Here is a 14,267-nt window from a genome sequence, read left to right as displayed (position 1 = left end):
ATGCGATCAGACAAACTCGCCCGAAACTACCGCGCTGCCATCTGCCTCTCCTCGACCCTCATCTGGATCAAGACCGACTTAATCAACACGGCCTAAGCCTCTACACCAATGACCTCCAGCAGGTCACTCTGTTCCTGATGCTGCAGCCAGACTAGGAAACTGCGGTCTACGACAGCGAGCCTTCGGGCCGTTTGATCGTAGTCAAGCACGATGGGCTTCACCGCCAGCTTGTTCACTTGCAATCGCGCGATTGCAGCAAGCGCGATGGTTATGTTCCCGGCGTTCACCTTCTGCTCAGGGTGAGCATCGTTGATCGCACGCGAGATCTCGGCGTAGGGGACCCCCTTCTCGAGTTGATTGGAGTCCGCCTTGATGACCGCATACAGGAGCCATCTGTAGATCTCAAGGCGTGCGCTCTGGAATCCTTCGGCGAAGTGAGTGAGAAAACCGTTGAAGCGCGCGGAGTCAGAGTCAACCACGGCCTTCACGATCGCCGTGCCGTCTGCAGACACGGGCGTCAGGTCGCTCATCGTCGCAAAGACTCCGGCGGCCTCACACGCAATCTTGCAAGCCTCCTGGACAATCCAGACACTATCCATCGCACTCTCAAGCACGGCGTCCACGAACTCGGGCGTGAACTCGATCTTCAACAGTCGAGCCCCCTCGCCGACGACTTCGCGCAGATCATCCTCACGCCACTTGTCCACGTTGATCGAGACCACGCGCCCGCCAAGATCGCCGTTGTGCTGCGTCATTCGGTTCTCGTCAATCCATACTCCGACGACGATAAAACTGTATGGCGACGATTCATGGAACGCCTTGAGAGCTACCGCGAAGTCCTTCTGGGTCTCTTCCGGCAAGTAATGGAAGTCCTCCAGCACAAGATACTTTGGTGCTTCCGCGTTCTGTAGGCCGGCTATCACGTCGTTGACATCGTTCGGGTCGAGTTCCAACGCCTGACCTTGCTGAGCCGTCTGCTCCGTGTGGCCCGCATCGGTACCGGCGGTACCTCCGAACTCACCGACGAGCGGAACCTTTATCCCTGCACGAGCTTCGACACGAATCTTAAAATCACCAGACACCGTGCGAGTCGTCGTTCCCTCGACCACATACCCTGCCGCCTTGAGCACTGCGGTGTGAAGGTCGCGAAGGGCCCACTTATTCGAACATGTCACAACCAAGTGATCATCTTCCCCGAGGTTGAACTTGCGCAGCGAAGTCTTGCCCTGCTTCGAGCTCCCATGAATGACGATGTGCTTGTCCTGCGTCAGCGCGTCGACGAATGCCTTGTCAACCGCCTCCCGGACGGCGTAATTCGCCGGGACGTCGCGAGACATGCCGAAAACGTCGTATACCGAGTACTCCCGTGACTTGCCCATAACCGAATGCTACTGGAGGGGTTTCGGAGGGGCTGGCACTGCCCGGACATGCAGATGGCCCGGAGACTCTTGCGAGTTTCCGGGCCTTATCTGGTCGGGCTGACAGGATTTGAACCTGCGACCCCTTGACCCCCAGGTATCCCGTTCGACCTGATTCCTTGATTTTCCGGGCACCCCTGCGTGTCAAACCGCGTCATTTCATGTCGTGGGTTGCATGGATTGCGTGGTTCTGGTCCCGGTTTGGTCCCGGCCCTCGGTAGCCATCCGCCTCTCAACAGGGTTGTGTGGAGTTTACGGAGGTGGCCCGGGGAATTCTGCAATGAGAAGGTGCGCGCACTCCTCTTGCGAGTGCCGCTGCGGTGATTCTTCGAAACGTCACGCAGGCGGTGTGACGAGCACGAGTGCTGCCGGATCTACATCATCGCGGATACGCAATTCGGGTAGCTCAGACCCGTCGAGCGCTGCAGCGAGCATCTGAACCTTTGCCTGCTCAAGCGCGGATGCGAGAGACTGCGCAGAGGCGATGGCCGAGTAGAACGCGGATGCGAACACGATCGCGGATGTGTCGTCGATCGTGTCGGACATCCCGATCACTGCAAGCACCGTTTGTAGCATATCGCCGGCACCCGCAAGACTCTCGCAGGCGTTCAGCACTAGCAGTCGCGGCGGCTCATCCGTAGCGCCGAGAACACGTGCAAGGAGCTCGAAGGTGACACCGGCACCGTCTTCATCTCCTGCCTCGTTCTCCATGAGGAGGCCATCCGAACCAGCGTGGCCAGAGAAGTGGACGATGTGTGGTCGGTGATCGTTCAGCCCGTCTAGGAGGTCGTTGACCGTCGCGGCCGGTGCGTGGTCAACCTGCACGAGATCGCGGTACTTGGAGCCGCGCAGAGCTTGCCGCACCTGACGCACCTCCTGATCGACACGAAGCCAGGTACCGAAACGCTGCTCGGTGCCGTCTGGAGTGGTGACAGTTTCTTCCGTCGCTTCCGGGTTGGCGGTGACGTACAGCACCCGTAACTTCTCGGGCTCAGGTGGACGCACCTCGACGTAGCGGATCTGCGTTGGAGGGGTGCCCAAGCGGGCAATCTCTTGCGCGTGCGTTCGCTGTTCTCGTCGACGCCGTGAGTCAGCTTGCTTCTGCTTGCTTTCGGCTGAGCGACGTTCATTATCCTCGGCAGAGCGCAGCGACTTGGTCTTTGTGGCGATCGATTTGTCAATCATTGCGATGTCCTTTCGCGCCTTCGCGATCTTGGACTCCGCAGCCGCGACCTTCTTGTCTTCGCGCTCCGCAGCGGACAGGGAAGATCTCACCGTTGAGGCGCTCTTCGAGCGTCCAGCTTGCTCGCGTTTCTTTCGCGCGCTCTCGCGAGCGGCGGTCGCATCCTTCTCGGCCTTTGCGAGGTCGCCGGCCAGTGTCGCCTTGCGATTCTGGAGACGCGCAAGCTCCGAGCGGAGTGTGTCACTTCGCGTCACGGTTCTAGCTCTCTCCCCTCGCGGTGACTCAACGCGCCTTGCTCTGTCCCCTCATGCCACTCGCGTGGGATGAGGGCGGTACCATCACGCCAGGTCTCAATAATCGAGTCTTGGAACCATTCATCAGCGAAGTCGGCGTGGTCGAAGGCGATGATCTGTAATTGACCACCAAGTTGCGTGACGGCCTCAAACATCATTCGGTACAGCTTGAGGGTGTTGTCGCGGTCTGTGTCGGAGAGCTCTGCCAATTCTCCCCCAGTTTCTCTGTCGCGTGGGAAGAACGCCTGGCTTGGCTGGTCGAGGACGACGAATCGAGGCACGGGGCGGTTCGTTTGGATGAAGTAGTCTTGAAGCGCCAAGTACGCAGTGAGGTGATAGCCAACCCAACTCATTCCGCTGCCGATGGCTCCCGCATCCATATACGCGGGACCCTGGAGCGTATCGGCGACGACAGTGAGGCGGTACGGGTCGATCCGTACGCCGTGTTCGGAGTGTTCAAGCGGGAACTGCTGCGCGAGCGCAGTCATACGCCGGTTGACGATGTTGAGCAGAGAGTCGACGGCAGAGCGGAGCGCCTCAGGATCCAGCTCATCCGCGAGTTCCGCTGCTTGAGCTTTGAGGGTGTCGACAGTAAGTTCAAGCTCAGCGATGGTGCCGTCGCTCTCAACTGTGGTTGTGTCGAGGTACTGGGCGATGCGGCCTCGAACGAAGCTCTGTTGATTCCAGGTGCGCTGTTCTGCTGCCCGAAGGTCGTCGGAGCGGGCGAGATCTTCCAATGAACTGTTAATGTCGCTGAGTTCTGCGCGCACTTCGGCGCGCTCCCGCAGGAGCTCGGCTCGGGCGTTGGTGATGCGTGGTTGGTCTCGTTGCGCAAGCTCTATTCGGCGCGCGACGCGGCCCAGGCTTTGTTCGATCGCATCGTGCGTGGCTGTTGCGGTCAGCGTTGTTTGGCAAACCGGGCATGCCGCTTCGTCATCCGCGGTGTTTGGGATGAGCCCGATAGACGCAAGCCGAACTCGGTGCTCGTTCAACTCCGCGCTGTATTCGGTACCGACCCGGGCAAACTCGTCGAGGCCGCGAAGCTTTTCATTGATGCTTCGCAACACACTGCGGAGGTTCGTCCGACGTGTGACAAGGCTCTCGGTTTGCGCGTCACTGTCAACATCGTCCGTATGGGTCGAGGGCTGCTCGCGCTCCAGGATCGCGGTCAACAGTGTGATCGCTTCTGCGACGTCTCCCGGCACAGTCTCAGACGGGAGCAGTCCGCTACCGCGGGCGTCAGCGATGAGGCCTGCCGCGCGTCCTATCCCTAGTTCCCGTGCAGCACGTGCTTCTGCGAGGCGAGCTTCTTGGCGCCGGATGTTTCGGCGGAGTTCAGTGAGCTGTTCGCGTTTGCGGAGCGCGTCGGGAGCCTGTGCACCAAGAAAATAAGGAAACGTATCCCGGATCGTCTGCTTCTGGAAGTCACGATTTTGGTGATGGAACAGAAGATCGGGGTTGGCAACTTCTCCTTGTCCTTGGAAGTTGTAGTAGAGCGAATGACGGAAGTTCGCGGCGAGAGCTCGGCGAGTTCGGCCTTCCCCTGGCACATGCAGGTTTTCCTCGATCCCTACCAGGCCGCCGAGGTAGTCAACAAGATCGTCCTTGTTCGAATTCACCTCGAGATGCTCAGCCTCAGGGACATCGCTTTCGCCAATTGAAAGCATCACCTGCGATGTAGTTGCGCCGTGAGCTGGTGCGGGACGCCCGACGAAGAACCGTGTCTCTCCAACGTGTGCAAGCAATCCGTACCAGGCCACGGTCTCCTGAATCGGGCCGAGTGGCACCTGCGGGCTGTCGCCGCCGAGAAGGAAACGAAGGATCCCGATGATGCTGGTTTTCCCGGTCCCGGATTCTCCCGAGATGATGTTGAGCTGTCCTGGGCGGAAGGTGATCTGGCGGATCTCACCGTCGGCGTTGTACAAGATAAGCGCGTCGAGTTGCATCATGGTTTAACTCCCCAGCGGGCGAGAGTGGTGGCTTCGTCAGCCTCGGATCCTCCGAGCCACCGTCCGAGGAACTCAGCAGCCTTTATGCAATCGTTCCAGTCGTCGGTAGGGAGAAGAGTGCGCGGGCGGCGAGCAATCTTTCCTGAGGTAATCGAGCCGAGTGAGCTAGTAAGAACAGCGTGCCGCAGACCGAAGCTGATGGCTGCTCCGGTGAAGCCACGAAATGCGCGGATCCGGTTAGCAAGATCCATAAGGATAAGGGGATTGCTTCGAAGCCATGCCCACATGGAGGACGCGGTCGTGGATGGCAGTGCTTCGCGAGTTGGCTTATGTAGCGCGCTGGGCAGGACCAGGAAGGCGAATGTGACCGGCATTGCGGTGTCTGACTTGCTTTCGTATGCGGCGCAGGCTTTGTTGAGAAGCAGCGCACAGAATGCCGGATTGAACAGTGTCGTAGTTTCGGATTCCCCAGCAAGGATCGATGCGGTGGTGCTCATGCCACCTCCGCCACAGCGATCGCCTGCGCCTCAGCCAAGCGGTGTTTAAGGAGGTCGACCCAATCGGGATGCCAGCCAATCTGCAACCGATCCGCGAGGATGTGGAGCGATCCGAGCGGGACGTAGCCAGACTGAACCTCCGAACGGATCTCCGGCAGAACCCGTTCCTGAAGTCTTTGGAACGTGTTTCGTGCAAACTTGCGTTTGTCCTCGTCACTGATGGAATCATTTTCATCCGGTTCTTCCAGCGGGAGGAACACCCGCTTCCATTCCTCCATCAGCCGTCTGTCATAGGAATCAAGTTCACCCAGCGCGAGTAGCTCCTCACGTTGCCATCGTGAACGCTGGAGGAAGGCACGGTTGTGGTCGTATACAGCTTGTCGGATACGTTCATGATGAAGAAGGATGAGCCGAAGCTGCTCGACAAACACCCGGTCATCTCTATCGACCTCGTCAGACGTAGGTTCCGGCTCATTGCCATAGTCCAACGGCAAATTGTCATCTCGGAGCGACTGCGCAATCACATGCAGCTGATCCTCAATCTCACTGAGGTCAATCCAATCGCCCTCCCCTCGAGCCACCTTGCTGAGGTGAAGCATCGTGCGCCCATGCCACCAGCCACGCAACCGATCGATGAGGGGGCGACGCCGCCTCTGCACCGCAGTCTTACGCACCGTAGCAACGAGTTGATCGGTGATCTGTTCGGCTGTCACCGTTGCACCGAGAACGATAACGCGACTTAGAAGCGCGGTCCGTTGCGAATCATCGAGCGAGAGGTACTTCGTGTAGTAGTCGATAGAAGCTGCATTTCCGGCGGCTCGAGCAACTGTATCGAGCTTCTCTCTGGCAGCCACGATATCTTCGCCGTTACGCGAAGGACCTAACAGCGCTGCTACCGTTCCGGTCTGGGCTGTTGCTGTCGTGTAGAGGAAGCAGGCTGAACGGTCATCGGCCGTCTCGATCCAGTTATGCAGTGTCTTCCAGAGGTCCGGGCTGGCGTCGCCGAGAGATCCCTGCCGATCGACGTGATGCTTCGTCTGCCACAATTCCTGTGGCTTCCCCTCCGCTTCAAACGTGATGTCGTCTACGGTTTCGAGTGATAGGCGGAGGCTCTCTTCTGAGTCCATACGCTGGAGCGCGATGAGCAAGGCATACTCCACCTGGGCTAGATAGCCGAGCGCCGAACCAGCGGCGCCAAAGCGATTGCTGGCGACATTGCTCATGACACGATCCTATCGTCGAGCGAGCCTCGATCCCGGGTTTCGCCTATGCCGATGCCCTTCACGCCGGCCCGGCCGCGCGACTCCACTGAGCTGCCGAACGCCTGCTCCAGGTACCCAGCAGTCGCTGGGTTCACGGTCTCGTCGCGGCGGATGTAGTGCTCTCTCGTTATCGCCGGGTCGCTGTGCCCGAGCAGCTCGGATGCGAGCTGGAGACCGCCGATCTCGTTGATCGCGGTAGCGGCGGTGCGGCGGAAGCGGTGCGGGGTGACGTCGGGAACGCCTGCGCGCTCCATGACCTCGCGGAGCTGCCTTCGGACGTTGTTCGTCGTGTGCGGAGTACCGATGCGGGTCGAGAACAGCAGCACTTCAGGGTGTGTGAACCGGATCCGCTCTAACCTCGCCCGGATTGCGCGGAGCGTGAAGCTTGGAAGGGCGACGCGGCGCACCGAGCGGGCCGTCTTCGGATGGTCCTACCGATACGTGGACTCCCCCTTTCTGCTGATGATGGTGCAGATCCTCACGGCAGGGATCGGCGCGTCGAGATCGAGATCCCGCTCGTGCAGAGCTCGTTGCGTCTCGGGGTCGGTGGTCCCGGTGGCGCGGGGCACGAGACCGGCAATGCGGCCGGTCGCGCGGCGAGACGCAGGCGGGTAGGTGGTGGTGATGCGGTGGAGGCGGTAGCGCAGCAGCGATCCGAGATCCTGCACGTCGTCCAGGCCACCGGCATGGATGATGCGCGGCAGGAGGTCGTCGACGTGATGGCCGTCGGCTTCGAGCCTGCGCAGCTCGGTCGTGAGGATGCCGAACGCGTCCGTCTCGACGAGCTCATCGATCGTCTCTGGGGTGAGGCCGCCGGTTTCGAGGAGCCGGATCCACCGTTGTTGCCCGGCAGCCTGGGCGATGGTGTCGTACTCGGCGGCGAGCTGCTCAAGCGACCCCCACATGTCTTGTTCGACGGTGATGGTGTCGTGGGCGGAGAGCTCGGCGCCGGGGTGCTGGAGGATGCCGTAGAGGATGCTGCGGGCGGTGTGCTGCAGATCCTGCCGGTGCTGGTGCTCTTCGAGATGGTGCTGATCGGTCGCGACGTACACCTTGTTGGATTCGCGGCCCCTTGTCATTGCGACGTAGAGCGATTCGCGGGTCACTTCCGGGGAGTGGACGATCGCGTGCGCGGTGTCGACGGTGGAGCCCTGGGCGCGGTGCGCGGTGACGGCGTACCCGAGCTCGATATGCTCGGCGACGTAGGCGGCGGGCAGCGTAATCGTGGTGCGCCACCGAGACTTCGCCCGCCGCACCGTCAACGATCCGTCCTCGTTCGCGCGGGCGACTTCCCACCGGTCACCGTTCTTCACCCACCCCCGCCCCACGGTCAGGCGGCGATCGTTGTGGCGGGTGATGATCAGGTCGCCGCGGGAGGCTTCGTTGCCGTCGTGGAGGCGCACCCCGTCGAGCGCAACATGACCGGCGAGGATGCGGTCGGTGCGGGCGCGGGTGTTGAGCTCGGAGACCGTGTCGAGGGTTTCAGCGATCAGCACCGTCGTCTTCCCGGCCTCTTGATCTGCCCGCCAGGCTTGGTAGGCGGCGTCGAGGATCTCGTCATACCCGCCCGGTGTGACCCGGCCTCGGGCGAGGTAGGTGTCGATGACGTCGGTGTCCCCGACCCGGAGCTGGAGGGAGGCGTGCTTCTCCCAGTCGTTGCGGAAGCGGCGCACATCGACCAGCTCGGGGACGTCGCCGCGGTCGCGGACGAGCATCCCGAACGCCCCGCCCGCGCCCACCGCGGCCAATTGCGCCCAATCTCCTACGAGCAGCACTTTCGCCCCGACGCTCTGGGCGTGGGCGGTGATCGCGTCGAGCGCGAACGTGCCCGCGAGCGACGCCTCATCGATGATCACGAGCTGCCCGCGAGTGAGGTTCCAGGTTCCGCGGCGGTGCTCGTGCAACCACTTCGCCGTGTTCTCCGTACCGATCTCCAAGTCGTCGGCGAGAACGTCCGCCGCAGCCGCCGACGGGGCGAGGCCGATCACCGAACCTGCCCCGTACCGGCGCTCCCACGCCCGCCGAAGCGCACGCATCGTCGTCGTCTTCCCCGTCCCCGCAGGCCCGACGAGCACGTCGAGGGCACGGCCGGAGACCCCGATCTTCGCGATCGCCTGCTCCTGATCCGAAGACAGGGTGTGCCCGTCCCGGTTCCGCTCCCGCGCCGCGTCCTCCACCCACGCCAGCGGCACCGTCGGCGCCGTCCTCGCGTGGGAGGCGGTGAGGAGGCGGTCTTCGGCAGCGAGCACCTGCTCCGAGGAGAACACGATCCCACCCTTCGGACGAAACACGCTCGTCCCATCGAGGCGGCGAAACACCGGTGGGCTTGAGGCGAGCTCGGGTGGGGTGAGGCGGAGCGAGGCGTGCTCGGCGGCGTCGACGATCCGCTGGAGGATCTGGTCGCGGTCGGTGGTGTGGGAGAAGCGGAGGCCCATCGTCTGCCGTACCGCTTCTGCGTGCAGGTTCCACCGCTTCCATGTCGCCGACCGATCACCCACCTGCTCCACCACCACCGCGGCGACCTGATCGAGCACGTCGAGCGGGATATCGTCGGCGCGCAGCAACGGCTCCCCAACCGCCTCAACAAGGAGCGCGGTCGCCCAAGTCGGAGCGTCCTCGCCCAGCAGTCGGGTGGCCCGCTCCCGCCACCCGGTCGTGAGGTCGCTCAGCGAGTAGTGCTGTTTCGGGGGCCGGGTCTCGAGGGTGGCCTGCTGCCGGAACTGCCACAGCAGCTTCCCCGACGGCTGCCTGCCGTGCTTCTCGACGTACTCGGCGACGAGGCGATCCTTGACCCGCTCGATATCCCTTGTCCGGGATGAGAACTCATCCATGAGCGCCTGCGGCACCCCAGCGATCTCCCACGCCGTCGACCGGCCCGCGCCGCGGTCGCGGGCCTCCCAGCCGACGCCGAGGATCCGGGTGAGATGGTCAGAGAGCACAGCGTTGTAGTGCTCCGAGAGCCCGGTCACCGCGGCATGCAGAGCACGGGAATCGAGGGTGCGCCACTTCCCATCCTGGACGGCCTGGACACGATTCGCGACCACGACGTGGGTGTGGAGCTGCGGGTCGGACGCCCGTGAATCGTAGTGATCGTAGGCGGTCGCGATCACACCCCGCACCTCGACCTGCGCGACCGCGCCGCGCGGCCCTTTCCCACCCGCCCGCGTCATCGCGACATCCCGCTCGAGCACCATGATCACGTCCTCGATCGCGGCGTGATGGGCCTGCGCGATCAGTGCCTGCGTGCCACCGTCGGCGGTGGCCCACAGCGTCGAGACCGATTTCGGCACCGAGAACGTCAGATCGAACCCCGCCACCGGAGCGTTCGTCGGCTTCTGCGCCTCCTCTGCCTCGATCAGCGCTCGCTGCACCGCACGTTCACCCGGCGGCAGTGAGTCCGGGAGCAGCGCGATGCGGCGTTCTGCACGTTCGGTAGCGGTGGCGAACTTCCGATACGGGCGACCCAACGGCTCACCCGTGTTGGGATCCTGCCCGTGTCCCATGAGCCGTCGCAGCTGCTTCTCGCTCACTTGAGCGCCCGCGGCGATGTTCCCGGTGAGACCGGGCAGGCCGGCCCCGAGCCAGGAACCCGGCGGGGTGCCCGCCTGGAGGTAGTACCTCGTCAACGCCGACGCCGCATCCCGGTCGCCGTCACCGATCACGACAGAGTTCAGCAGGTACCGGTACCCGTCGCCGGCCGTCATCACCCTGATCGAAACCGTCACGATAACCGCCCCGCATGTCAGCCCTTGTAGGCGAGGTCAGGATCGCTCGACGGGGCTGTGCTTCGGTGATTCGGTGACGATCGGCCGCGACTTTGCATCTGGATCAAGTTGGCGTTCCCTCCGTTCGAGGAAGCGTCGAAAGTTGCGGAGTTCTTCCTCGGCGAGCGGATCATGCACTGGCCACACCAAAGACGACGACTCGGCGCCGACCGCCATCAGCGTGCTCCGTAAAGTCAGCATCTGAGTCGAAGCCGCGGCCAACAGACCGCCAGCGAACCTCGCTCGCGCCGAGCCGCGCGCCTGATCGCCGAAGGTTGTGACCGCGGTCCCGCCGTGCTCTTGGAACGCGGCGCCAGCAGCATCCATTACCCGAGCTAGCGGCACCAACATGTTGATGAGGAGATCCACGACATCGGCAACCTGCTCGGGATGCTCACGCAACACGCCCCTCGCACGATCGAGCTTTTCAGCCTGTTCAGCAATCGCGCGCGCAATGTCGGCAAGCTCAGTTGATGTGGACATCACCGGCTCCTTCCCGAAGCGGGGCCAACGGAACGGCCGCCTCATCCGGAAGGTGCGCGCATGCTCAACCACGCGGCGCGTGTCCAGCACCTCTATCATCTGAAAGTCCTGCTGCGCCGCGACAGCTGCGGGTCACGGATCCTTCTCGATTCCCCTTCCCCGCAGGTGGATCTGCACAGCTTCGTCTGCTCCGGCAGAGCCACCACGTAGACCAGTCGCACCCAGCGAGCCGCCCCGTCGGGTCTCCGAACGCCTCGTGGCCGGCTCCGCTGCTCCCCACTCACCGAAGCTCTGAAGGGATGTCACCCGTGAGGCCGGGTATGTCGGCCCCCAGCCAGAAGCCGGGCCGCGTTGCCAATTCAAGGTGGTACCTCGTGAGCGCATAGGCTGCGTCCGCTGATGTCGCCTTCACCGGCCATGACCTGCGCCTCATCTCGCAAGCCCTGCAACATGCCAAGCGCGGACGGCGATCATCAACCAGAACATCGTCCTCTCGTTCGCGATCATTCTCGCGCTGCTCCCGTTTGAGATCACCGGCATACTGGGCATCTTCGTCCGCGAGATTACCGAAGTCATCGTGTTCGGTAACGGTCTCCGTGCCGCACACGCCACACGACAATTCTCGGTGCAGCACCTACCCCGCTATCCGCCACCGCGACTGCCGAACGATTCTGAGCGCGGTTTTGGGGTGCGCTCACCATGCGACGTACGGAACAATGCACCCGCCCCATCTTTGTGTTCATGCCAGGCGCACGCAGGCGCACTGGGAGGCCGCAAGCGTGCCCTCGGCGGCTTCTGTCTCCTCACCTAGCTCACGAGGCACGTGGTCACCAGTCTCCCGTTCCGCGTCGCTAGCAACATCAATGGCCTCGGTCTTCTTCTCGCGGTGCCACAGGATCGGCGCCGCGATGGCCCCAGCGACGGCGAGCGCTGCGAGGATCGACCAGGCGAGCGTGAATCCGGACGCTGTGCCGACCCATCCCGCGATCGGGTAGGTGACGAGCCAGGCGAGGTGAGACAGCGAGAACTGTGCCGCGAAGGCCGCCGGGAGCTCGCGCTTCGCGACCGAACCTCGGATGACACGTCCGGTGGGCGTGACGATCAAGGCCATTCCGCCGCCGATGACCACCCAGATCGGTGCCGTGATCATCCAGGAGGCCGCCTGGATGGCGGTCATCGCGACGGCCGCCAGCACGCCGACAAGCAGGACCGCGGCGCCGGTCATCATCACGACCCGCTCGGCGATCCGATCGAGTACGCGTGGCAGGAACAGGGCGACCAGCAGTGTGCCACCGCCGGAGGCTGCGAGCATCCAGGCGACGTCGGCCCGCGTGCCGCCCAGTTGATCGCGGACGTAGTTGACAGTATTGACCACCACGATCGATCCGGCTGCGGCAACCACCAGATTCAGTGCCATGACGCCGCGCAGACGAGGAGTGCTGAAGAAGACCTTCACGCCTGAGGTGACCCGGTTCCACGCACCCGCGTGCCCACTCGGTGCCGCGTTGGGGATGCGGGTCGAGAGCACCAGGAGGGCGGAGAGCACGAAACCCACCGAGGTGCCGACGAACAACCAGTTGAACGTCATGAACGTCAGGGCGACCGCCGCGAGCACCGGACTGAGCAGGCTCTCCATCGTGTAGGCCACCTGCGACGCGGACAGCGCCCGCGTGTAATCGGACTCCTCGGCCACGATATCGGGGATGACCGCCTGGAACGTCGGCGTGAACGCCGCAGAAGCCGCCTGCAGCACCCCGATGAGAACGTAGATCTGCCAGATCTCCGTGACGAACGGCAGAGCGAGCACCACGGCCGCACGCACCACGTCGAGCAGGGTCAGGAACATCCGCCTCGGGAGCCGGTCGGCATAGGCCGCCGCCAGAGGCGCGATCAAGACGTACATGACCATCTTGATCGTCAGCGCCGTCGCAAGCACCGCCCCCGCGCTCGGGCCGGCGAGCTCGTAAGCGAGCAGACCGAGGGCGACGGTCGCCAACCCCGTCCCGAACAGGGCGATGATCTGCGCGCTGAACAAGTGACGGAAGTCGCGGATCGCGAACAAACGCATGGGGTTCTCCTGACCTTCGTGGAAACTCTCCACCATCAACCATATACCCCCTAGGGGTATTCCCGTCAGTCTGCGCATGGCGGAGCACGGAGCTGCTCGGCGGGATACGGAGCCAGTCGGCCTCGGCCGTGCCGATCACTCCCGCCGTCGGCGGATGCACATCGGGGGCCGGTAAACTCCGGAGTATGGCGGTGACGGCGGCAACGCGATCCAGGAAGGGCCTTCAGGGCCTCCGGCGCGTCGTGCTCGGAGGGCTGCTGGTGGCAGCGGTTGTCCTCGGCCTGCTGGCCATGCACACGCTGAACCTGCACGGCACCGCGGCCGCCCACGCGCCCGCGGCGATCTCGGTCTCCGCCAGCGACGCCGTGGGCGCTCATCACGGCGCGCTCGGCGCCCATGAGTCCAGCGGCACTGCCAGTGATGTCGGTGGTACGTGTGCGGACTGCGGGGGCGGCACCCATCTGGGCATGGCGATGGCATGCGTGCTCGCATTACTGCTCTTCCTTCTCATCCTGGTGCCGCCTCGGCTTCTGCCTGGATGGATGCACACCGCACCCCGGCCGCCCCTCGTGGCGCGTTTCATCAACCGGCTGTTGCCTCGGGCGCCGTCGCTGCACGTTCTCTGTATCAGTCGCACGTGATGGAGCGGTGAACCCGGCGCACACCAGCGCCGACGGTTCCCCTCTCTCATTCACGCGGTGCCCGCCCGGGTGCCGCGCCACTGAAGCGACTGTTGATATTGGAGAACACTCATGAAGTTTCGCACCGCGGCGACCGCCGCACTCGCCCTCACCGCCGCGCTGGTCCTGGCCGGATGCTCGGCCGGAAGCGACGACGAGGACTCGATGCCGGGCATGGACCACGGCTCGTCCGAGCAGGCAGCCGACGCCAACGACGCGGACGTGATGTTCGCCTCGATGATGATCGTCCACCACGAGCAGGCCATCGAGATGAGCGACATCGTCCTCGCCAAGCAGGATGTCAACCCCGAGGTGGTCGAACTGGCCGAAGCGATCAAGGCCGCCCAGGGGCCCGAGATCGAACAGCTCCAGGGGTGGCTGGACGACTGGGGCGTCGACCCCGAGGAACAGCAGATGGACGGGATGGACCACAGCGACGGCATGATGACTGAGGACGACATGGCCGCCCTCGAATCGGCCGACGGACCCGAGGCCTCGCGACTGTTCCTGGAGCAGATGATCGTCCATCACGAGGGAGCGGTCGAGATGGCCCAGACGCAGATCGATGACGGCAGTAACCCCGATGCCGTCGAGCTCGCGCAGACCATCATCGACGCGCAGACCACCGAGATCCAGCAGATGCAGGACCTCCTGGCCACCCTCTGATCGA

Annotated in this window: 11 protein-coding genes and 1 pseudogene; 3 read left to right on the top strand and 9 right to left on the bottom strand. The window is 63.5% G+C overall.

The features are described 5' to 3' along the window. Window positions 1-92: 92 nt before the first annotated feature. The 8 genes from AB0269_RS15110 to AB0269_RS15075 all read right to left on the bottom strand — a co-directional run bounded on the left by AB0269_RS15110 (window position 93) and on the right by AB0269_RS15075 (window position 10,948). Window positions 93-1,379: an ATP-binding protein gene (locus AB0269_RS15110; RefSeq protein ID WP_366212064.1), complete on the bottom strand. Its 1,287-nt coding sequence runs from the start codon at window positions 1,377-1,379 to the stop codon at window positions 93-95. Between the two features lie 375 nt (window positions 1,380-1,754). Continuing rightward, on the bottom strand, window positions 1,755-2,855 hold the full coding sequence (locus AB0269_RS15105; protein ID WP_366212063.1) for a CHAT domain-containing protein: 1,101 nt from the start codon (window positions 2,853-2,855) through the stop codon (window positions 1,755-1,757). Beyond that, window positions 2,852-4,843: a DUF3732 domain-containing protein gene (locus AB0269_RS15100; RefSeq protein ID WP_366212062.1), complete on the bottom strand. Its 1,992-nt coding sequence runs from the start codon at window positions 4,841-4,843 to the stop codon at window positions 2,852-2,854. The genes AB0269_RS15105 and AB0269_RS15100 overlap by 4 nt, the downstream gene beginning before the upstream one ends. Next, window positions 4,840-5,340, bottom strand: coding sequence for a three component ABC system middle component (locus tag AB0269_RS15095; protein WP_366212061.1), 501 nt, complete (start codon window positions 5,338-5,340; stop codon window positions 4,840-4,842). Before AB0269_RS15095 ends, AB0269_RS15100 begins: the two co-directional genes overlap by 4 nt. Further along, entirely contained in the window at window positions 5,337-6,563 is a 1,227-nt protein-coding gene (locus AB0269_RS15090; RefSeq protein WP_366212060.1) for an ABC-three component system protein, read from the bottom strand. The genes AB0269_RS15095 and AB0269_RS15090 overlap by 4 nt, the downstream gene beginning before the upstream one ends. Beyond that, window positions 6,560-7,009 (bottom strand): site-specific integrase, encoded by a 450-nt coding sequence (locus AB0269_RS15085; RefSeq protein WP_366212059.1) that lies wholly within the window; start codon window positions 7,007-7,009, stop codon window positions 6,560-6,562. The genes AB0269_RS15090 and AB0269_RS15085 overlap by 4 nt, the downstream gene beginning before the upstream one ends. 24 nt (window positions 7,010-7,033) lie before the next feature. Next, a complete protein-coding gene (mobF, locus tag AB0269_RS15080) occupies window positions 7,034-10,327 on the bottom strand; it encodes a MobF family relaxase (protein WP_366212058.1) in 3,294 nt (1,097 codons plus the stop codon). A gap of 36 nt (window positions 10,328-10,363) precedes the next feature. Continuing rightward, window positions 10,364-10,948, bottom strand: coding sequence for a hypothetical protein (locus tag AB0269_RS15075; protein WP_366212057.1), 585 nt, complete (start codon window positions 10,946-10,948; stop codon window positions 10,364-10,366). Between the two features lie 281 nt (window positions 10,949-11,229). On the opposite strand from AB0269_RS15075, the pseudogene AB0269_RS15070 reads away from it, so the two are divergent. Continuing rightward, window positions 11,230-11,465, top strand: a pseudogene (locus tag AB0269_RS15070) (cation-transporting P-type ATPase); the annotation flags it as partial. Between the two features lie 123 nt (window positions 11,466-11,588). Here the strand turns inward: AB0269_RS15070 and AB0269_RS15065 are convergent. Further along, complete coding sequence (locus AB0269_RS15065) at window positions 11,589-12,917, bottom strand: MFS transporter (protein ID WP_366212056.1); 1,329 nt, start codon at window positions 12,915-12,917, stop codon at window positions 11,589-11,591. Between the two features lie 185 nt (window positions 12,918-13,102). Between AB0269_RS15065 and AB0269_RS15060 the strand changes: the two genes are divergently transcribed. Next, window positions 13,103-13,558 (top strand): DUF6153 family protein, encoded by a 456-nt coding sequence (locus tag AB0269_RS15060; RefSeq protein WP_366212055.1) that lies wholly within the window; start codon window positions 13,103-13,105, stop codon window positions 13,556-13,558. A gap of 111 nt (window positions 13,559-13,669) precedes the next feature. Further along, complete coding sequence (locus tag AB0269_RS15055) at window positions 13,670-14,263, top strand: DUF305 domain-containing protein (RefSeq protein ID WP_366212054.1); 594 nt, start codon at window positions 13,670-13,672, stop codon at window positions 14,261-14,263. Window positions 14,264-14,267 lie beyond the last annotated feature (4 nt).

This window comes from Microbacterium sp. NPDC077644 (genome assembly GCF_040702785.1).
Lineage (GTDB): Bacteria > Actinomycetota > Actinomycetes > Actinomycetales > Microbacteriaceae > Microbacterium.
This window is presented reverse-complemented; position numbering and strand designations above follow the sequence as displayed.